Annotated in this window: 18 protein-coding genes; 15 read left to right on the forward strand and 3 right to left on the reverse strand. The window is 39.1% G+C overall.

Going from position 1 to position 18,353, the window contains the following annotated elements:
* Window positions 1-22 precede the first annotated feature (22 nt).
* From SCSH_RS04130 to SCSH_RS04160, 7 genes are all read left to right on the forward strand, one after another.
* Window positions 23-766, forward strand: coding sequence for a Stp1/IreP family PP2C-type Ser/Thr phosphatase (locus SCSH_RS04130; protein ID WP_057490696.1), 744 nt, complete (start codon window positions 23-25; stop codon window positions 764-766).
* Entirely contained in the window at window positions 763-2,610 is a 1,848-nt protein-coding gene (gene pknB / locus SCSH_RS04135; RefSeq protein ID WP_057490630.1) for a Stk1 family PASTA domain-containing Ser/Thr kinase, read from the forward strand. The genes SCSH_RS04130 and pknB overlap by 4 nt, the downstream gene beginning before the upstream one ends.
* A 164-nt stretch (window positions 2,611-2,774) precedes the next feature.
* Window positions 2,775-3,470: a cell wall-active antibiotics response protein LiaF gene (liaF, locus tag SCSH_RS04140; protein ID WP_057490631.1), complete on the forward strand. Its 696-nt coding sequence runs from the start codon at window positions 2,775-2,777 to the stop codon at window positions 3,468-3,470.
* Window positions 3,467-4,471: an envelope stress sensor histidine kinase LiaS gene (gene liaS / locus SCSH_RS04145; RefSeq protein WP_057490632.1), complete on the forward strand. Its 1,005-nt coding sequence runs from the start codon at window positions 3,467-3,469 to the stop codon at window positions 4,469-4,471. Before liaF ends, liaS begins: the two co-directional genes overlap by 4 nt.
* Window positions 4,464-5,105: a response regulator transcription factor gene (locus SCSH_RS04150; RefSeq protein ID WP_057490633.1), complete on the forward strand. Its 642-nt coding sequence runs from the start codon at window positions 4,464-4,466 to the stop codon at window positions 5,103-5,105. Before liaS ends, SCSH_RS04150 begins: the two co-directional genes overlap by 8 nt.
* A gap of 40 nt (window positions 5,106-5,145) precedes the next feature.
* The gene (locus tag SCSH_RS04155; protein ID WP_057490634.1) at window positions 5,146-6,558 is read left to right on the forward strand and encodes a Cof-type HAD-IIB family hydrolase; all 1,413 of its coding nucleotides are present in this window, start codon (window positions 5,146-5,148) and stop codon (window positions 6,556-6,558) included.
* Window positions 6,545-6,931, forward strand: a complete 387-nt coding sequence (locus tag SCSH_RS04160; protein WP_057490635.1) for a S1 RNA-binding domain-containing protein — start codon at window positions 6,545-6,547, stop codon at window positions 6,929-6,931. Before SCSH_RS04155 ends, SCSH_RS04160 begins: the two co-directional genes overlap by 14 nt.
* 170 nt (window positions 6,932-7,101) lie before the next feature.
* On the opposite strand, the gene SCSH_RS04165 is transcribed toward SCSH_RS04160, so the two are convergent.
* Complete coding sequence (locus SCSH_RS04165; protein ID WP_057490636.1) at window positions 7,102-7,878, reverse strand: glycyl-radical enzyme activating protein; 777 nt, start codon at window positions 7,876-7,878, stop codon at window positions 7,102-7,104.
* Between the two features lie 131 nt (window positions 7,879-8,009).
* Between SCSH_RS04165 and SCSH_RS04170 the strand changes: the two genes are divergently transcribed.
* From SCSH_RS04170 to SCSH_RS04205, 8 genes are all read left to right on the forward strand, one after another.
* Window positions 8,010-8,756 (forward strand): DeoR/GlpR family DNA-binding transcription regulator, encoded by a 747-nt coding sequence (locus SCSH_RS04170; protein WP_057490637.1) that lies wholly within the window; start codon window positions 8,010-8,012, stop codon window positions 8,754-8,756.
* Window positions 8,757-8,781: 25 nt separating this feature from the next.
* The gene (locus SCSH_RS04175) at window positions 8,782-9,768 is read left to right on the forward strand and encodes a sugar-binding transcriptional regulator (protein ID WP_057490638.1); all 987 of its coding nucleotides are present in this window, start codon (window positions 8,782-8,784) and stop codon (window positions 9,766-9,768) included.
* Window positions 9,769-10,026: 258 nt separating this feature from the next.
* Window positions 10,027-10,344 carry a PTS lactose/cellobiose transporter subunit IIA gene (locus SCSH_RS04180; RefSeq protein ID WP_057490639.1) on the forward strand — a complete coding sequence of 106 codons (318 nt, stop codon included), beginning with the start codon at window positions 10,027-10,029 and terminating at the stop codon, window positions 10,342-10,344.
* 20 nt (window positions 10,345-10,364) lie between these two features.
* On the forward strand, window positions 10,365-10,670 hold the full coding sequence (locus SCSH_RS04185) for a PTS sugar transporter subunit IIB (protein ID WP_057490640.1): 306 nt from the start codon (window positions 10,365-10,367) through the stop codon (window positions 10,668-10,670).
* 16 nt (window positions 10,671-10,686) lie between these two features.
* Window positions 10,687-11,994 (forward strand): PTS sugar transporter subunit IIC, encoded by a 1,308-nt coding sequence (locus tag SCSH_RS04190; RefSeq protein ID WP_057490641.1) that lies wholly within the window; start codon window positions 10,687-10,689, stop codon window positions 11,992-11,994.
* 153 nt (window positions 11,995-12,147) lie between these two features.
* Window positions 12,148-14,604: a glycyl radical protein gene (locus SCSH_RS04195; protein WP_057490642.1), complete on the forward strand. Its 2,457-nt coding sequence runs from the start codon at window positions 12,148-12,150 to the stop codon at window positions 14,602-14,604.
* Between the two features lie 18 nt (window positions 14,605-14,622).
* Window positions 14,623-15,291, forward strand: a complete 669-nt coding sequence (locus SCSH_RS04200) for a fructose-6-phosphate aldolase (protein ID WP_057490643.1) — start codon at window positions 14,623-14,625, stop codon at window positions 15,289-15,291.
* A 36-nt stretch (window positions 15,292-15,327) separates the two neighbouring features.
* Window positions 15,328-16,419, forward strand: a complete 1,092-nt coding sequence (locus SCSH_RS04205) for a glycerol dehydrogenase (RefSeq protein WP_057490644.1) — start codon at window positions 15,328-15,330, stop codon at window positions 16,417-16,419.
* A gap of 265 nt (window positions 16,420-16,684) precedes the next feature.
* On the opposite strand, the gene cysK is transcribed toward SCSH_RS04205, so the two are convergent.
* A complete protein-coding gene (cysK, locus tag SCSH_RS04210) occupies window positions 16,685-17,611 on the reverse strand; it encodes a cysteine synthase A (protein WP_057490645.1) in 927 nt (308 codons plus the stop codon).
* Window positions 17,612-17,704: 93 nt separating this feature from the next.
* Window positions 17,705-18,334 (reverse strand): YigZ family protein, encoded by a 630-nt coding sequence (locus SCSH_RS04215; RefSeq protein ID WP_057490646.1) that lies wholly within the window; start codon window positions 18,332-18,334, stop codon window positions 17,705-17,707.
* Window positions 18,335-18,353: the final 19 nt, after the last annotated feature.

The raw sequence follows: 18,353 nt of genomic DNA on the forward strand, positions 1-18,353 counted from the left end.
GACTTTGTCAGACAATGAGCACATGAAAATTTCCCTTGTTACAGATATTGGACAAAAGCGCTCCAATAATCAGGATTTTATCAATAAATTTGATAATCATTCTGGGAATACCTTGATTGTATTAGCAGATGGTATGGGTGGGCACCGTGCCGGAAATATCGCCAGTGAGATGACAGTTACCGATCTGGGTCGCGAGTGGCTTAACACTGATTTGACAGATTTGGGACAGATTCGCGACTGGTTGGTAAATAATATTGAAATTGTCAACCGCCGCATTTATGAGCTTGGACAGACTGAAGATTTTCAGGGAATGGGAACTACCATTGAAGCTTTGGTCGTTGTAGATTGTAATGTCCTTTTTGCTCATATTGGCGATTCACGTATCGGTTTAATCCGTGATGGTGTTTACACACAATTAACCAGTGATCATTCTTTGGTCAATGAATTGGTTAAAGCTGGACAGCTGACAGAAGAAGAAGCTGCCAGTCATCCGCAAAAAAATATCATTACTCAGTCTATTGGACAGGCCAGTCCAGTTGAGCCAGATCTTGGCATTCAAACCTTAGGGGAAAATGATTATCTTCTTGTCAATAGTGACGGCCTGACAAATATGATTTCTAATGAAACAATTGTAAGTGTTTTAGCTGATGAGAATAAAAATCTGGACGAAAAAGCTGAAACCTTAATTCAATTAGCCAATGATGCAGGCGGTTTTGATAATATTACCGTTGCTTTGATTCACGCCGAAAGAGAGGGAGATGAATGATTCAGATTGGCAAATTATTTGCTGGTCGTTATCGAATTCTCCAGTCTATTGGACGAGGCGGGATGGCCGATGTTTATTTAGCTAATGACTTGATTCTGGATAATGAAGAAGTGGCCATAAAAGTGCTGCGGACAAATTATCAGACGGATCAAGTTGCTGTAACGCGTTTTCAGCGGGAAGCGCGTGCTATGGCAGAGCTTAATCATCCTAATATTGTCGCCATTCGTGATATTGGAGAAGAAGACGGTCAGCAGTTCCTTGCGATGGAATATGTTGATGGTGCTGACTTGAAAAAATATATTCAAGATCACGCGCCTTTATCGAATGCTGAAGTCATTCGAATCATGAAAGAGGTTCTCTCTGCGATGACCCTTGCCCATCAAAAAGGGATTATTCATCGTGATTTAAAACCTCAGAATGTTCTTTTAACAAAAGACGGAACGGCCAAGGTAACGGACTTTGGTATTGCAGTAGCTTTTGCTGAGACCAGTTTAACGCAGACAAATTCAATGCTGGGCAGTGTTCACTACCTGTCTCCTGAACAGGCGCGCGGTTCAAAAGCAACAGTTCAAAGTGATATTTACGCTATGGGAATCATGCTCTTTGAAATGTTGACAGGGCATATTCCTTATGATGGTGACAGTGCTGTGACCATTGCATTGCAGCATTTTCAAAAACCTCTGCCTTCTATCCTTGCGGAAAATAGAAATGTTCCTCAGGCTCTGGAAAACGTTGTTATTAAAGCAACAGCTAAACGCCTGTCTAACCGCTATAGTTCAACACAAGAGATGTTGCAGGATTTGAGGACCTGTTTGCAGCCTAGCCGCAGCCGTGAAAGAAAATTGGTTTTTAATGACACTGCTGATACGAAGCCCTTACCTAAACTTGAGCAGGCTGCAGCAGCCCAGTCCTTAAAGAACAAGGCGGCTAATCTAGATAAAACAAGTAGCCATCCTAAGCCCAAACCAAAGCTGCAGGATAAGCCTAAAAAGAAGGGACGCTTTTTATCTCGTTTCTTCAAGCTTTTCTTTGCTTTGGTTTTCATTGGCGTTATTGTCTTAGCCTATCTCATTTTGAGTAAGCCGAGTAATGTCTCTGTACCTAATGTTTCAGGAAATAAACTGTCAACTGCCAAGACAATTATTAGAAACTCAGGATTAAAGATTGGTCAGGTTCGTAAAATTGAAGACGACAGCGTGGCTAGTGGCAAGGTTGTGCGGACAAATCCGAGTGCAGGAACCAAAAAACGTGAAGGTTCCCGTGTTGATCTGTTTGTAGCAAGCTCTAAAGGCTTTAAGATGGAGGACTATACTGGTCAAGATTACCAAGATGTTATTGATAATTTAACCAATAATTATGGTGTCTCCAGAAAAAATATTGTTTTAAAAGAAGTTTCATCAGATGAGTACAGCAGCGGAACAGTTATCAGCCAGTCACCAACACCTGGCAAAACCTATCGTCCCGGCAGCGGTAAGAAGATTAGGCTCAAAGTTGTTAAAATCACTATGCCTAATCTTAAAAATACAAGCTATGAAGCGGCTGTCAATACTCTGACATCCATGGGAATTTCATCAAGCCGTATAAAGGTTTATGACGCCAGCGATTATTCAACAGAAATTTCTTCACCATCATCTTCTGCCTTAGTTGTTGGTCAAAAGCCTTACTATGGTGAAACGGTCAGTCTGTCTTCTGATGAGGAAGTAATCTTGTATGTTTCAACATCAAGTATTTCTAATTCTCATCCATCTTCAACTGAAAGATCTGAAGAAGAAACAACTGTTACAGAAGAAAAGACAACACAGGCAACCAGTGATGAAACAACCGTGGCTTCAACTTCAAATTAAATCAACAATACGATAGCAACTAATTCGTTTTATAAAAAATTAGGAGAAGGGACAGCTGCCCCAAGATTGGAGTGGCACCTTCTCTTTTTGCTTGTTGACAGCAGATGAAATTTATCTTAAATTTTGGTACAATGGCTTAGAATTATAAGACTTGAAGGTAACCTATGCGAAAATTCCAATTTTTTCTAGTTGTTGAAACAATTTTAATCGCCTTGGCTTTTATGACCATTTTAGCCAGCGATTTATCAAGTTTCATTTTAATTCTAGTGATTACACTTTTAGCCTTGAGATTTTACCGTCTGGGCAGTAAAAATGATTTCTTGCTAACAGCTAGTCTATTGCTGCTTTTTCTGATTTTCATGCTGAATCCCTATACGATTGCTGCAGTGCTTGTGGGGATCCTCTATGCAATGATTAATCATTTTGCTCAGGTTAAAAAGAAAAATCGTTACGCTTTATTAAAACTGCAGGAAGAAGGACTCAATGTTACCAAGAAACCACACCAATGGGTTGGCAATAATGAGTATATTGAGACTGATTCTTATGCCTTTGACGATATTAATGTTATTCGGATAAGCGGCAGTGATGTGATTAATTTGAGTCAGGTGATTATGATGGGACAGGATAATCTCGTCATCATTCGCAAGGTTTATGGACCTACCAAGATCTTAGTTCCTGTTGATGTTGCTGTAAAGCTAGATGTCAGCAGTATTTATGGAAGTGTTCGCTTCTTTGATTCGCCTGAATATGACCTGCGCAATGAAAGCATTAAGCTAATCGATAACAAGACGGATCTGACCAAGTCGGTTAAGATTATTGTAAATGTCATTGCAGGGATAGTGGAGGTGGAACGTATATGAGAAAACGAACTATTTTTATGATTTTTCTCTATGCTGCAGTTACCATTATTTCTATTGTTTTTGTCATCATTAACAGTCTCAATCTTGACTTAACTGATTTGCTGAAAGACTGGGTGGTTATGGAGCAGTTCAGCCTATCGCTTCTTGCAGCTTTTATTTCTCTGACCTTTCTGTTACTGTTGGTGTGGATGATTGTTGATGACAGTAGTAAAAGGCATTTAAATCAAAATTTAAGACGAATTCTGCTTAACCAAGCCATTACTCAGGAAAATGATACCGAACTTGGAAAAAATGTCAACCGTCTGTCTAATAAGATGCAGCAGCTGACCAACAATTTACAAAAAACAGAAAATGCCTATATTGCCAGCAGCCAGGAAATTGTCAAGAAGGAAAGAAAAAGAATTGCCCGCGATTTGCATGATACGGTCAGTCAGGAGCTGTTTGCTTCCTCGATGATTCTATCAGGAGTTTCACACAATTTGGAACAGCTGGAAAAAGAACAGTTGCAGACACAGCTTCTAGCCGTAGAGGATATGCTGAATAATGCTCAAAATGACTTGCGGATCCTTCTTTTGCATCTGCGTCCGACCGAGTTGGAAGGCAAAACGCTGTCAGAAGGATTAGCTATGATTATTAAAGAGCTGACAGATAAAAGCAATATTGAAGTCGTTTATAAAGAAAATATTGATAAACTCCCTAAAACGATTGAAAGTAATTTCTTCCGTATTGCTCAAGAATTTATTAGCAATACCTTGAAACATGCCAAGGCCAGCCGGATGGAAATCTACTTGTATCAGACCCCCTCTGACGTTCAGCTCAAGATGATTGATGATGGAATTGGTTTTGACATGGATGCTGTTCGTGATTTAAGCTATGGTCTGAAAAACATTGAGGACCGTGTCAATGATTTGGCTGGCGTGGTGTCCTTCTTAAGTGCTAAAGATAAGGGAGTTGTTATGGATATTCATGTGCCAGTAATGAAAGGAGATGTTGATGAGTAAAATTAAGGTTATTCTGGTTGATGACCATGAGATGGTAAGATTGGGTTTAAAGAGCTTTCTTAATCTGCAGCCGGATGTTGAGGTCGTCGGTGAAGCCAGCAATGGCCGCCAAGGAATTGACCTAGCGCTAGAATTAAAGCCGGATGTTGTCGTCATGGATCTTGTCATGCCTGAAATGGATGGTGTTGAGGCAACGCTTGAATTGCTGAAGCAATGGAAAGATGCCAAGATTTTAGTGCTGACTAGCTATTTGGATAATGAAAAGATTTATCCAGTCATTGAAGCTGGAGCTAAGGGCTACATGCTGAAAACTTCCAGTGCTGCAGAAATTTTGAACGCCATTAAAAAAGTTGCTAAGGGTGATTTGGCCATTGAGACCGAGGTTGATAAGAAAATCAAGGCCCACCATGATAATCCTGATTTACATGAGGATCTGACAGCCAGGGAACGGGATATTTTGAGATTGCTCGCCAAAGGTTATGACAATCAAACAATAGCTGATGAACTTTTCATCTCTTTAAAAACTGTGAAAACCCATGTTTCTAACATTCTGTCAAAATTGCAGGTAGATGATCGGACACAGGCCGTTATCTACGCTTTTCAGCATCATTTAGTACCGCAGGATGAAGATTAGTATGTTATAATAGAGAAGACAATGTCGCAAGGGATGAAAAATGAACTCTGAATTAAAATATAAGGCTAAAAAAGTCAAGGCTGTCTTTTTTGATATTGATGACACCCTTCGTATCAAAGACAGCGGCTATATGCCTGCATCAATTACAGCTGTTTTTAAGAGTCTTAAAAAACAGGGGATTTTGACAGGCATTGCTTCGGGTAGAGCACCTTATGGTGTTGTTCCTGAGATCCGTCAGCTTAATCCGGACTTTTTTATAACCATTAATGGCTCTTATGTGATTGATCATAAAGGAGAAGAAGTCCTTAACGATCCAATTCCCAAAGACATTGTTGAAAAATATGTTGCTTGGTGCAAAGAGACAGGTATTGATTACGGCTTTGCCGGTAAAGACAAGGCTGTCGTTTCTAAGCACACAAAATTAATTGACAAGGCACTTTTTCCGGTTTACGGAGTGTGCCATGTTGATCCTGATTTTTATCAAAAACACAATGTTTATCACATGTGGACATTTGAGGATATTGGTGACAGTCTGCAGCTTTCAGATGAGCTCAGACAATATGTCCGTCTGGTTCGCTGGCATGAGAATTCTTCGGATGTCATTAAAAATGGTGTTTCTAAGGCCTCAGGTCTCGCCCATGTTTTAAAAAAAGTTCATTTAAAACCCCAAAATGTCCTTTTCTTTGGCGATGGGTTAAATGATATAGAGATATTTGATTATGTTGGTCTTAAGGTTGCTATGGGCAATGGCCATGGTGATTTGAAAGATAAGGCTGATTTTATTACAAAAAATGTAGAAGAAGATGGCATTTTATATGCTTTGGAGGAATTAGGTTTGATCGAAAAAGAAGTACAGTTTCCGCAATTGAATTTAGATAGCACAGATGGTCCGAAAGCGACCATTAAAACCAATCATGGCAGTTTAAGTTTAAAATTGTTCCCTCAGCAGGCCCCAAAAACGGTCGCTAACTTTATTGCTCTTGCTAAGAAAGGCTATTATGATGGTGTTATTTTCCATCGAATTATTAAAGATTTTATGATTCAAGGTGGTGATCCAACAGGTACCGGTATGGGCGGAGAGTCTATTTATGGTGAACGTTTTGAAGATGAATTTTCAGAGGAACTGTATAACCTTCGCGGTGCTCTGTCAATGGCAAATGCAGGTCCAAATACCAACGGCAGTCAGTTTTTCATTGTTCAGAATCAAAATTTCCCTTACAGTGTTGAAGATTTAGAACGCGGTGGCTGGCCTAAGGAAATTGCGGCTGCTTATGCTGAAAATGGAGGGACACCGCATCTTGACCGCCGTCATACTGTTTTTGGTCAGTTGACGGATCAGGCCTCTTATGAGGTTTTAGATAAGATTGCCAGTCTTGCCACAGATGGAGCGGATCGCCCTGTCACAGAAGTTGTCATTGAAACCATCGAGGTGACTGACGATGAAGATCGGTGACAAGATAAAAGGGGAAATTACGGGTATTAAGCCTTACGGTGCCTTTGTTCAGCTGGAAAACGGAGCGGTAGGTCTCATTCATATTTCTGAAATTAAAACAGGCTATATTGACAATATCTATCGCATTTTATCCGTTGGTGAAAAGGTTCTTGTTCAAGTTCTTGATTATGATGAATACAGCCAGAAAGCTAGTCTATCTTTACGAACACTGGAGGAGGAAAAACACCATTATCAACACAGGCATCGTTTTTCTAACAGCCGTTTAAATATTGGCTTTAAACCATTGGCTGATAACCTGCCCATCTGGATTGAAGAAAATCTTGACTATTTAAAACAAGACCAAATCGAAGATGACAATCAAAATAAGGCATGATGCAAGCAGTATTAAAAAGATAAGACTCTTTGAAAATCATATTTACTTTGTCCCACTTCAGTATTGTCTGCGGATTGTCGCCTAGTCTGATTTAGTATAAAAAATAACCTGTACCCTTAAGTTTGGAAAAAATTCCAAAGCTTAAGAGTACAGGTTTTTTGCTTTGCATTTTAAAAATAACAGTCAATGCCGTGTTCCAGAAAAACAGCTTGGTAATCATAAAGATCTTCTGGATGAAGAGCTGCATAGTCAGACATTTCGTATTTGCGGTTTAGAAGTTTATATTTATTTTCTCCAAATTGATGAAAAGGGAGCAGCTGAACTTTGTCCACTTGAATATCATTAAACAGTTTTGCAAAGTGTTGGGCATCTTCTAATGAATTATTAAAATCAGGAATAACGGGGATTCTTAAAACAATTGTTTTGTTGTGTGTAAAGGCATAATTGATATTTTGAATAATAAGATTGTTATTGACACCCGTCACCTTACGATGACGAATCGTATTGTAGTGTTTTAAATCCGTGTAAATAAAATCAACATATTGGATTAGGTCAATAAATTTTTCGTGTTCGGCAAAAGCTGTTGTTTCAATAGCTGTATGAAGGCCTTCTTCCTTAGCACGTTTGAGAATGGCTTTTGCAAATTCAAACTGTGCAAAAATTTCACCGCCAGACAGAGTAAGACCGCCTCCGGATTCTTCATAAAAATCAACATCCTTTTTTACTTCTGAAATGATTTCCTCCACCGTTTTTTCCTCTCCCATAATCATCGGAAGTTTGGTTTCGGCATCCAACATTTGTTCAGGCTGACGTTTTTGAGACTCAGGATTGGAGCACCAAGGGCACCGTAAAGGACAGCCCTTTAAAAACACAGTTGTACGGATGCCTGGCCCGTCATGGATAGAGAAATGCTGAATATTGAAAATAATTCCTTTTTCACTAGTCATGTTTTTGCCTTTCTTTTTTGTCTTAAGATTAGTTTATCATAAAAACGAAATCAAATCAATTACGAACGTAATTTTTTATTTTACTTTCTTTTTTGCAATTTATCTGTTAAAATGAACTCAGAGGTGATTATATGAAACGTTTAGATGACATTATTAATTTAGTTTCTCAAGCTAAAAAAATAGATGTTAATACCTTATCTGAAAAGTTAGGTGTATCAAAAGTAACAATCCGTAAAGATTTGGACAAATTAGAAAGCAAAGGTTTACTGCATCGTGAGCATGGTTATGCAGTATTGAACAGCGGTGATGATTTAAATGTCAGACTTTCTTATCATTATAAGATCAAAAAAGCCATTGCGGAAAAGGCAGTTGAAATGGTCAGTGATAATGAAACGATTATGATTGAATCAGGATCGACCTGTGCTTTATTAGCGGAAGCTATTTGTCAAAACCGACGCAATGTTAAAATCATTACCAATTCCTGCTTTATTGCGACTTACATTCGAAAGTATGATTCCTGCCATGTGATTTTGCTTGGTGGTAATTATCAGCCTAATTCCGAAGTCACTGTCGGTCCCTTGTTAAAAGAGATGGTCAAGTCATTTCATGTTGAAAAATTATTCGTAGGAACTGATGGTTTTGATGAGCATTTAGGTTTTATGGGAAAAGACATGATGCGCTGTGAGGTTGTTCAATATATGGCTGAATCAGCTGATGAGTTAATTGTCTTAACAGATTCAAGTAAGTTTGCTAAACGCAGTTTGGTCAATCAATTTGCTTTAAGTCAAGTCTCACAAGTTATAACAGATTCTGATATTTCGAAAAACTTACGTGAGCATTTAAGAGCTAATCACATTAATCTAAAATTGGTGGACTAAAAATAAATAATAATGAAAGGCTGCTATGAATAAAGAAAGAAGACGCTTGCTGGCCAAAACAGCATACCTTTATTATATTGAGGGCAAAAGTCAGGCTGAGATTTCAGAAGAAATGGATATCTATCGAACGACAGTCAGCCGCATGTTACATCGTGCTAGAGCTGAAGGTATCGTTCAAATCAGCATCAAAGATTATGATTCTGATCTCTTTGCCTTGGAAGAATATATTCGTCAAAAATATGGTTTAAAAAAAGTGGAGCTTGTTGCTGATCAGTTTGATGATACACTGAATACTCGCTTGAACAATATCGCTCAGACTGCAGCAGAATTGGTTAAAGCAAGCATAAAAAATGAAGATACTGTGGGCATATCATGGGGAGCTTCTCTTAGCAAAGTCATTGATCAAATTGGCACTAAAACGCTTGATCATGTTAATTTTTGCCCCTTAACTGGCGGACCAAGTCATATTAATGCCCGTTATCATGTTAATACACTGGTCTATCGGATTTCTCGCGCCTTTCATGGCAAGGGTAATTTTATCAATGCCATGGCAGTTCAGGAAAGTGCAAGTTTGGCACAAGGTATCTGCCGTTCTAAATATTTCAATACGATTTCTGATTTGTGGTCGCATCTGGATATGGCTATTGTAGGAATCGGCGGAGAATTGACTGAAAGTGATGCCAGTCAGTGGCGTGATTTATTGACCAAGAAAGATTACGACATCCTGCACAAAGAAAAAGCAGTTGGTGAAATGTGCTGCCGTTTTTTTGATGAAAATGGAAATACTGTTCATCAAGGTCTGCAAGACAGAACAGTCGGTCTCAGTCTTGAAGAATTCGCTGCGATTCCCAAAACGATTGCGGTTGCCTGCGGTGAAAATAAGGCAGCAGCAATTCTAGCTATCTTAAGGAAAAAATATATCAATCATTTAGTGACTGATAAGTCTACTATTTTAAAAGTTTTAGAATTAGATCAGGATTTAACGCACTCAATCCAAAATAAAATCAGCTGAAATAGCCGATTAAATAAGGAAATTTTTAATTTAAAATATAATATAGAATCTGGCCTTGTCCAGATTTTTTTTGTAAAAATGTTAAGCTTTGCACAAAAATGCAATTATTTAAAAGTAGGCAAAAAGTATTGAAAACGGTTTCTTCAAATGATATAGTAAAGCTATCGAAAGAAATATATTTCCTTACGAAGAAAAATAAAAGATTTGCATCAGCAAAGTTCTTCTTGGAAAACTATTCAAAAAACAAAGGAGAAACTAATGGAAGTTATTGTAGCAGATCAAATGATCATGGGGTTGATTATTAATGCTGGAGATGCCAAGCAGCATATCTATCAAGCCTTGAATTTGGCTAAAGAAGGAAAATACGATGAAAGTGAACAGGAGGTCAAATTAGCAGATGCTGCTTTGTTAGAGGCACATAATATGCAAACTCAGTTTTTGGCACAAGAGGCCGGAGGCAAGAAGACAGAAATTACAGCCTTATTTGTTCATTCTCAGGATCATCTAATGACAACTATTACAGAAATCAACTTAATTAAAGAAATTATTGCTTTACGCAAAGAACTTAAAAAATAATATCATAAAGGAGACTTATCATGGTTAAAATTGGATTGTTTTGTGCAGCAGGTTTTTCAACAGGAATGCTGGTTAATAATATGAAAGCAGCGGCAGAAAAAAAGGAAGTTGCTGCTGAAATAAATGCTTATAGTCAAGGAAGTTTGGCTGACCATGTTGCTGATTTAGATGTTGTCTTGTTAGGCCCACAGGTAGCTTATACTTTAGATAAATCAGAAGAAATCTGTAAAGAACATCAAGTTCCTATTTCAGTTATTCCTATGGCTGATTATGGCATGCTAGATGGCAATAAGGTTTTAGATCTGGCTCTCAGCTTGGTTGATTAAATGGAGGAATTGAAAGATGGCTAAGTTTAATGCACAAAAAATCATTGCCCCAATCATGAAATTTGTCAATATGCGAGGAATTATTGCCCTCAAAGATGGCATGTTGGCAATCTTACCACTGACGGTTATGGGAAGTATTTTTCTTATCATTGGTCAGCTGCCTTTTGAAGGTTTAAATAATGCGATTGCCAGTGTTTTTGGTAAAACTTGGACCGAACCATTCATGCAGGTTTATGCAGGAACATTTGCGATTATGGGTTTGATTTCTTGTTTTTCAATCGGTTACTCTTATGCTAAGAACAGCGGTGTCGAACCGCTTCCAGCCGGTGTTTTGTCCCTGTCTTCTTTCTTCATTCTGCTTAGGTCATCCTATGTTCCGGCAAAAGGTGAAGCTATTGCTGATGCTATCGCTAAAGTATGGTTTGGCGGACAGGGAATTATAGGAGCAATTATTGTTGGTCTTGCAGTTGGTGCTGTTTATACCGCCTTTATTAAAAGAAATATTGTGATTAAGATGCCAGAACAGGTTCCTCAGGCTATTGCTAAACAGTTTGAGGCCATGATTCCTGCCTTTGTAATCTTCCTGCTTTCAATGGTTGTCTATATCGTTGCGAAAATGATAACAAATGGCGGCACCTTCATTGAACTTATTTACGATGTTGTTCAAACGCCATTGCAAGGTTTAACGGGTTCACTTTACGGTGCTATTGGAATTGCCTTCTTCATTTCATTCCTATGGTGGTTTGGTGTGCATGGGCAGTCGGTTGTCAATGGTATTGTGACAGCTCTCTTGCTTTCTAATTTAGATGCCAATAAGGCCTTGCTTGCTGCAGACAAATTATCTCTTGAAAACGGTGCTCATATTGTGACCCAGCAATTTTTGGACAGTTTTCTCATTCTATCAGGTTCAGGGATTACTTTTGGTTTAGTCTTTGCCATGTTATTTGCGGCCAAATCAAAACAATACAAAGCTTTAGGAAAAGTTGCTGCCTTCCCAGCTCTCTTTAATGTTAATGAGCCGATTGTTTTTGGTTTTCCAATTGTCTTGAACCCAGTTATGTTCCTACCATTTATCTTAGTTCCTATTATTGCAGCTTTGGTTGTTTACGCTTCAATTGCTATTGGCTTTATGCAACCTTTCTCGGGTGTTACTCTGCCTTGGAGCACACCGGCCATTATCTCAGGCTTTACGGTTGCAGGATGGCAAGGCGCTGTCATTCAGATCGTAATCTTGGTATTATCAACTCTCATCTATTTCCCATTCTTTAAAATACAGGATAGAATTGCCTACAATGCTGAACTTGAAGCTGTAAAATCTGAATAAAAGTAAGAAAGGGTCAGTGTCTCATTTGCAAAAACTGATCCTTTTCTTAAAAATATCATTTTTTGAGAAAAATAATTGCATTTCAGAAAAGATACTGTTATTATAGTTACGAAAGAAAGAAAAAAAATTACGAACACAAAAAGGAGAAGAAAAATGACAGTTCAGCTTTTAACTCAAAAATACACCAATGATGTTCAAAAAAATTCTCAAAAACACTTTGGCTATTTAACAGAACGCATGTACAACTACCGTGATAAGGTTCTTGACAAGAAGCCTTACATTGATGCAGAACGTGCCATCCTTGCTACTGAAGCTTATAGAGAACATCAGGAAAAACCAAATGTTCTTAAACGTGCTTACATGCTTAAAAATATCTTGGAAAAAATGTCCCTCTATATTGATGATGAGACCTTGATTGTTGGCAACCAAGCTTCCGGTGATAAAGACGCGCCAATCTTTCCTGAATATACCCTTGAATTTGTTTTAAACGAACTGGACCTTTTTGAAAAACGTGATGGGGATGTTTTCTACATTACAGAAGAAACCAAAAAGCAAATTCGCGAAATTGCTCCTTTCTGGGAAAATAATAATCTGCGTGCTCGAGCAGGTGCTATGCTTCCGGACGAAGTGCAGGTGTATATGGAAACAGGTTTCTTCGGCATGGAAGGTAAGATGAATTCCGGAGATGCTCACTTGGCTGTCAATTATCAAAAACTGCTTGAACTGGGGCTCATTGGTTTTGAAAAGCGCACGCGCGAAGCTAAAGCCAATCTTAATTTGACAGATCCAGCCAGCATTGATAAATACCATTTTTACGATTCGATCTTGATTACAATAGAGGCTGTCAAGACTTATGCAGAGCGTTTTGCAGCTTTGGCAAAAGAAAAGGCAGAAACAGCCAATGCTAAACGCCGTAAAGAACTGCTTGACATTGCAGCGATTTGTGAACACGTGCCTTACCATCCAGCCAGAACCTTTGCAGAAGCTGTGCAGTCTGTCTGGTTTATCCAATGTATTCTTCAGATTGAATCAAATGGTCACTCCCTTTCTTACGGACGTTTTGACCAATATATGTATCCATATATGAAGTCAGATATAGAAGCGGGGCGTGAAACGGAAGAATCAATTGTTGAGCGCTTGACCAATCTTTGGATTAAGACACTGACAATTAATAAAGTGCGCAGCCAAGCCCATACCTTCTCATCTGCTGGATCACCGCTTTATCAAAATGTCACTATCGGCGGTCAGACACGTGATAAAAAAGATGCGGTTAACCCTTTGTCTTTCCTTGTTTTGAAATCAGTTGCCCAAACACATTTGCCACAGCCTAACTTGACGGTTCGTTACCATGCTGGGCTTGACCCAGACTTCATGAATGAAGCTATTGAAGTAATGAAATTGGGCTTTGGTATGCCAGCCTTTAACAATGATGAAATCATCATTCCATCTTTTATCAACAAGGGTGTAACAGAAGAAGATGCTTATGATTATTCAGCAATTGGCTGTGTGGAAACGGCAGTTCCTGGTAAATGGGGCTATCGCTGTACCGGCATGAGTTATATGAATTTCCCTAAAGTATTGCTCATTACTATGAACAATGGTATTGATCCAGCTTCTGGCAAACGTTTTGCTCCAGAATTTGGTCACTTTGTCAACATGAAGTCTTATGAAGAACTCAAGACTGCCTGGGATAAGACCCTTCGTTATTTGACGCGGATGAGTGTCATTGTAGAAAATAGCATTGACCTAAGTCTTGAACGTGAGGTCCCAGATATTCTTTGTTCAGCTTTGACTGATGATTGTATCGGCCGTGGCAAGCATTTGAAAGAAGGCGGTGCAGTCTATGACTACATTTCCGGATTGCAAGTTGGTATCGCTAATCTTTCTGACTCTCTGGCTGCTGTTAAGAAATTGGTCTTTGAAGAAAAACGTTTAACAACGGCTGAACTTTGGGAAGCTCTTCAATCAGATTATGCTGGTGAGCGCGGTGAAGAAATCCGTCAACTGCTTATTAATGAAGCTCCTAAATACGGTAATGACAATGATTACGCAGACCAATTGGTATGTGATTGCTATGATGTTTATGTTGATGAAATCGCTAAATATCCTAATACACGCTACGGCCGCGGGCCAATCGGCGGTATCCGTTATTCAGGAACATCTTCTATCTCAGCCAATGTCGGACAGGGTCGTGGGACTTTAGCCACTCCTGATGGCCGTCATGCCGGAACACCGCTTGCTGAAGGCTGCTCACCATCCCACAATATGGATAAGAATGGTCCGACCTCTGTGCTTAAATCCGTTTCTAAATTACCAACGGATGAAATTGTCGGCGGAGTTCTTCTCAATCAGAAAGTAAATCCACAAACCCTAGCAAAAGAAGAGGACAAACAAAAACTTATTGCCCTGCTTCGGACCTTCTTCAACCGTCTTCACGGCTATCATATCCAGTATAATGTGGTTTCCCGCGAGACTTTGATTGACGCTCAGAAACATCCTGAAAAACATCGCGATTTGATTGTTCGTGTTGCAGGTTACTCAGCCTTCTTCAATGTTCTTTCTAAAGCAACTCAAGATGATATTATTGCACGGACAGAACACGCAATTTAAGAAAAAGAGGAAAAGAAAATGGAATTTATGCTTGACACACTCAACTTAGAGGAGATTAAAAAATGGGCTGCCATCTTACCATTAGCCGGTGTGACATCCAACCCATCTATCGCTAAAAAAGAAGGGGAGATTGACTTTTTCGAGCAGATGAAAAAGGTTCGTGCTATTATTGGTGAAGAACCAAGTCTTCACGCTCAAGTTGTTGCAGAAGATGTGGAAGGTATCATCAAAGATGCTCATAAACTTCGAGATACACTTGGAGGCAATCTCTATATTAAAATACCCGTTTCTCCAGAAGGTCTGACCGCTATTAAGCAGCTTAAAAAAGAAGGTTTTCAAATTACGGCAACGGCTATTTATACCGTTTTTCAAGGCCTTTTGGCCATTGAAGCTGGTGCAGATTATTTAGCACCTTATTACAATCGTATGGAAAATCTCAATACAGATCCTGTTGAGGTGATTAGTCAGCTTGCTCAGGCTATTGAGCGTAAGCAAGCTCCTACAAAAATTTTAGCAGCAAGCTTTAAAAATGTTTCTCAAATGACCAAAGCTCTAGCTGCCGGTGCCCAGGCTGTCACCGCTGGAGCAGACATCTTTGCTGCTGGCTTTGCCAATCCGTCTATTCAAAAGGCAGTTGATGATTTTGCTGCCGATTGGGAAAGCACTCAAGGACGTTCAACTATATAATATTTAAAAATTTTCAAGATGAAAGGAGATCTTACAATGAGAATTTTTGCCAGTCCTTCCCGCTATATTCAGGGAGAAAACGCCTTATTTAATAATCCAAAATCTATTATCAATTTAGGTAATCGCCCTATCCTACTTTCTGATGAGACTGTTTATCAGATTATTGGGCAGCAGTTCGAAACCTATCTTAATCAAGAAGGCCTGCTTGTAAAATATGTTCCTTTTAATGGAGAAGCTTCGACAAAAGAAATTGATCGAGTTGTCGCAATTGCAAAGGAAAATGAGAATGATTTGATTATCGGCCTTGGTGGAGGAAAGACGATTGACAGTGCCAAGGCAATTGCAGATATTCTTGAAATACCTGTTGTCATCGCTCCGACCGTAGCTTCCACAGATGCTCCAACTTCAGCCTTATCAGTTATTTACACAGAAGAAGGAGCGTTTGAAAAATATATCTTTTATTCCAAAAATCCTGATTTAGTTTTAGTAGATACGGCTGTTATCAGCAAGGCACCCGTACGATTGTTGGCTTCAGGAATTGCTGATGGCTTGGCAACCTGGGTAGAAGCAAGAGCCGTACTCCAAAAAAATGGTCAGACCATGGCTGGTGCCGGACAAAGTTTAGCCAGTCTTGCGATTGCTAGATCTTGTGAAGAAACTTTATTCGCTGATGGTTTGCAGGCCATATCGGCTTGTAAAGCCAAAGTAGTGACTAAGGCTCTTGAGAATGTCATTGAAGCCAATACTTTATTAAGTGGCTTGGGATTTGAAAGCGGAGGCTTGGCTGCTGCTCATGCCATTCACAATGGATTTACGGCTCTAGAAGGAGATATTCATCATCTAACACATGGTGAAAAAGTTGCTTACGGAACATTGACCCAGCTTTTCCTTGAAAACCGTCCAAAAGAAGAAATTGACAAATATATTCATTTCTATAGAGCTATTGGAATGCCAACCACTTTAGCAGAAATACACTTAGAAAATGCTGATTATTCTGAACTTCTAAAGGTCGGCAAACAGGCTACCATTGAAGGTGAAACAATCCATCAAATGCCATTTGAAATTAGTGCCAGTGATGTTGCCCATGCACTTTTAGCAGTCGATCAGTACAGTAAGTCGCTGAAATAAAAAGCAGTAAAAGTTAGTGAAGCATTCCTAATGAATCAGGAATGAAAATCAAAAAATATTAAAAGACAGTCTGATTTTTTGAACACCAAAGGATCAGGCTGTTTTGTGTTTGAAAGGATAGTTCAGAAGGCTGAGACAAGACCAAAAAACCTCTTATCACATTTGAGCAAATTTAAATCTTTGCAAAGTGCGATAAGAGGAATTTATATTTTTCAAATCAAATTTTTGTTCAGCTTTGAAAGCTGCTAGAAGATGAAGCTATATTTTAGTCAAATTCATAAAGCGCGGTTGAAAGATAACGTTCGCCATTATCCGGTGCAATAGCCAGAACTTTTTTACCTTTACCGAGTTTTTTAGCTACCTCAATAGCTGCCCAAACTGCAGCTGAAGCAGAAATACCTAACAAGAAGCCTTCTTTACCGCCGAAATTACGGCCAGTTGCTAAAGCATCATCAGATTTAACCCGAATAATTTCATCGTAGGAATGAGTATCGAGTGCTACTGGGATGAAACCAGTTGAGATTCCCTGAATCTTATGAGGACCAGGTTTATCACCGGAAAGAACGGCCGACTCGTCTGCTTCCAGACCATAAATTTTGATATCAGGATTATCTTTTTTAAGAACACGTGAAACCCCAGTGATTGTACCGCCAGTACCGATACCAGCTACAAATGCATCTAGTCCGTGTGATCCGAAAGCCTCCAAGATTTCTGGACCAGTTGTCAATTCATGAATCTTTGGATTAGCCGGATTGTCAAATTGAAGGGGTACCCAGCCACCAACTTCTTTAGCAATTTCATGAGCCTTGTCAATAGCTCCCTTGGTTCCTTCACTTCCTGGAGTTAAGATGAGCTTTGCTCCGTAAGCTTGGATAATTTTACGGCGTTCAACACTCATCGTTTCAGGCATGGTAATGATGACCTTGTAGCCTTTGGCTACGCCTACCCAGGAAAGTCCAATACCTGTATTACCGCTGGTTGGCTCAACAATAGTGTCTCCAGGCTTTATGATTCCACGTTTCTCAGCATCCTCAATCATGCTCAGAGCAATACGGTCTTTAACTGAAGAACCGGGATTAAAGGCTTCAAGCTTAAGATAAACATCAGCTGCACCTTCAGGAACAACATTATTGAGTTTAACAATAGGAGTATTGCCGATTAGTTCAGTAATGTTATCGTAAATTTTTACCATAATAAATATACCTCACAAAGTTTAATTGTTTCCAGTATAGGCTGAAAGGCAGGCTTTGTAAAATATAAATTATTTATCACGGTGATAAATAAATCATATCACAGGAATTTCAACGATTTGACTACCATGAATGCGGCTGCTGATTTTTCCCTGATAAAAATCACTCAGACTATTTAACGTTTTATCAATATCTTTTTCATCAACATAAATAGTAGTTGTTACCTTGACTGCAAAATCGGTATTGTATTCTTGCAGTCCATGCTCTTTTAAAAAATTGGTCAGATTTTGATATTGAGGATAGGTCAGCACAAGTTCAAGTCCAGTTTGTTCCTTGACTTCAACTATTCCAAGTGTTTTGAGAGCATTTGCCACGCTTCCTGAATAAGCACGGATAAGGCCGCCAGCTCCTAATTTGATGCCGCCGAAATAACGGGTGACAACAACTGCAAGATTGGTCAAGTTGTTTTTTTCGAGAACGCTCAACATAGGAACTCCCGCTGTACCGCTGGGTTCTCCGTCGTCGCTGGAGCGCTTGATGTTGCTGTCTTCTCCGATAATCATAGCAGAGCAGGAATGGTTAGCTTTATAGTGCTCTTTTTTTATTTGAGCTATGAAATCGCGTCCCTCTTCTTCGGTCTGAATTCTTTTGGCCTGACAGATAAATCGCGATTTTTTAATAATCTCTTCTGTGCTGCCGTTTTTAGCAATGGTACGATAGTTCATAAAAAAAGTGTACACATTT

It is taken from the genome of Streptococcus orisasini (genome assembly GCF_001431045.1).
Taxonomy (GTDB): domain Bacteria; phylum Bacillota; class Bacilli; order Lactobacillales; family Streptococcaceae; genus Streptococcus; species Streptococcus orisasini.

What these genes read in the sequence shown, in the direction of transcription:
- SCSH_RS04215 (WP_057490646.1), bottom strand. Translation starts at nt 18,334, where the DNA reads ATGAACTATCGTACCATTGCTAAAAACGGCAGCACAGAAGAGATTATT.
- liaS (WP_057490632.1), top strand. Translation starts at nt 3,467, where the DNA reads ATGAGAAAACGAACTATTTTTATGATTTTTCTCTATGCTGCAGTTACC.
- SCSH_RS04150 (WP_057490633.1), top strand. Translation starts at nt 4,464, where the DNA reads ATGAGTAAAATTAAGGTTATTCTGGTTGATGACCATGAGATGGTAAGA.
- SCSH_RS04180 (WP_057490639.1), top strand. Translation starts at nt 10,027, where the DNA reads ATGGAAGTTATTGTAGCAGATCAAATGATCATGGGGTTGATTATTAAT.
- pknB (WP_057490630.1), top strand. Translation starts at nt 763, where the DNA reads ATGATTCAGATTGGCAAATTATTTGCTGGTCGTTATCGAATTCTCCAG.
- SCSH_RS04155 (WP_057490634.1), top strand. Translation starts at nt 5,146, where the DNA reads ATGAACTCTGAATTAAAATATAAGGCTAAAAAAGTCAAGGCTGTCTTT.
- SCSH_RS04190 (WP_057490641.1), top strand. Translation starts at nt 10,687, where the DNA reads ATGGCTAAGTTTAATGCACAAAAAATCATTGCCCCAATCATGAAATTT.
- SCSH_RS04160 (WP_057490635.1), top strand. Translation starts at nt 6,545, where the DNA reads ATGAAGATCGGTGACAAGATAAAAGGGGAAATTACGGGTATTAAGCCT.
- SCSH_RS04175 (WP_057490638.1), top strand. Translation starts at nt 8,782, where the DNA reads ATGAATAAAGAAAGAAGACGCTTGCTGGCCAAAACAGCATACCTTTAT.
- liaF (WP_057490631.1), top strand. Translation starts at nt 2,775, where the DNA reads ATGCGAAAATTCCAATTTTTTCTAGTTGTTGAAACAATTTTAATCGCC.
- SCSH_RS04205 (WP_057490644.1), top strand. Translation starts at nt 15,328, where the DNA reads ATGAGAATTTTTGCCAGTCCTTCCCGCTATATTCAGGGAGAAAACGCC.
- SCSH_RS04170 (WP_057490637.1), top strand. Translation starts at nt 8,010, where the DNA reads ATGAAACGTTTAGATGACATTATTAATTTAGTTTCTCAAGCTAAAAAA.
- SCSH_RS04185 (WP_057490640.1), top strand. Translation starts at nt 10,365, where the DNA reads ATGGTTAAAATTGGATTGTTTTGTGCAGCAGGTTTTTCAACAGGAATG.
- SCSH_RS04195 (WP_057490642.1), top strand. Translation starts at nt 12,148, where the DNA reads ATGACAGTTCAGCTTTTAACTCAAAAATACACCAATGATGTTCAAAAA.
- cysK (WP_057490645.1), bottom strand. Translation starts at nt 17,611, where the DNA reads ATGGTAAAAATTTACGATAACATTACTGAACTAATCGGCAATACTCCT.
- SCSH_RS04200 (WP_057490643.1), top strand. Translation starts at nt 14,623, where the DNA reads ATGGAATTTATGCTTGACACACTCAACTTAGAGGAGATTAAAAAATGG.
- SCSH_RS04165 (WP_057490636.1), bottom strand. Translation starts at nt 7,878, where the DNA reads ATGACTAGTGAAAAAGGAATTATTTTCAATATTCAGCATTTCTCTATC.
- SCSH_RS04130 (WP_057490696.1), top strand. Translation starts at nt 23, where the DNA reads ATGAAAATTTCCCTTGTTACAGATATTGGACAAAAGCGCTCCAATAAT.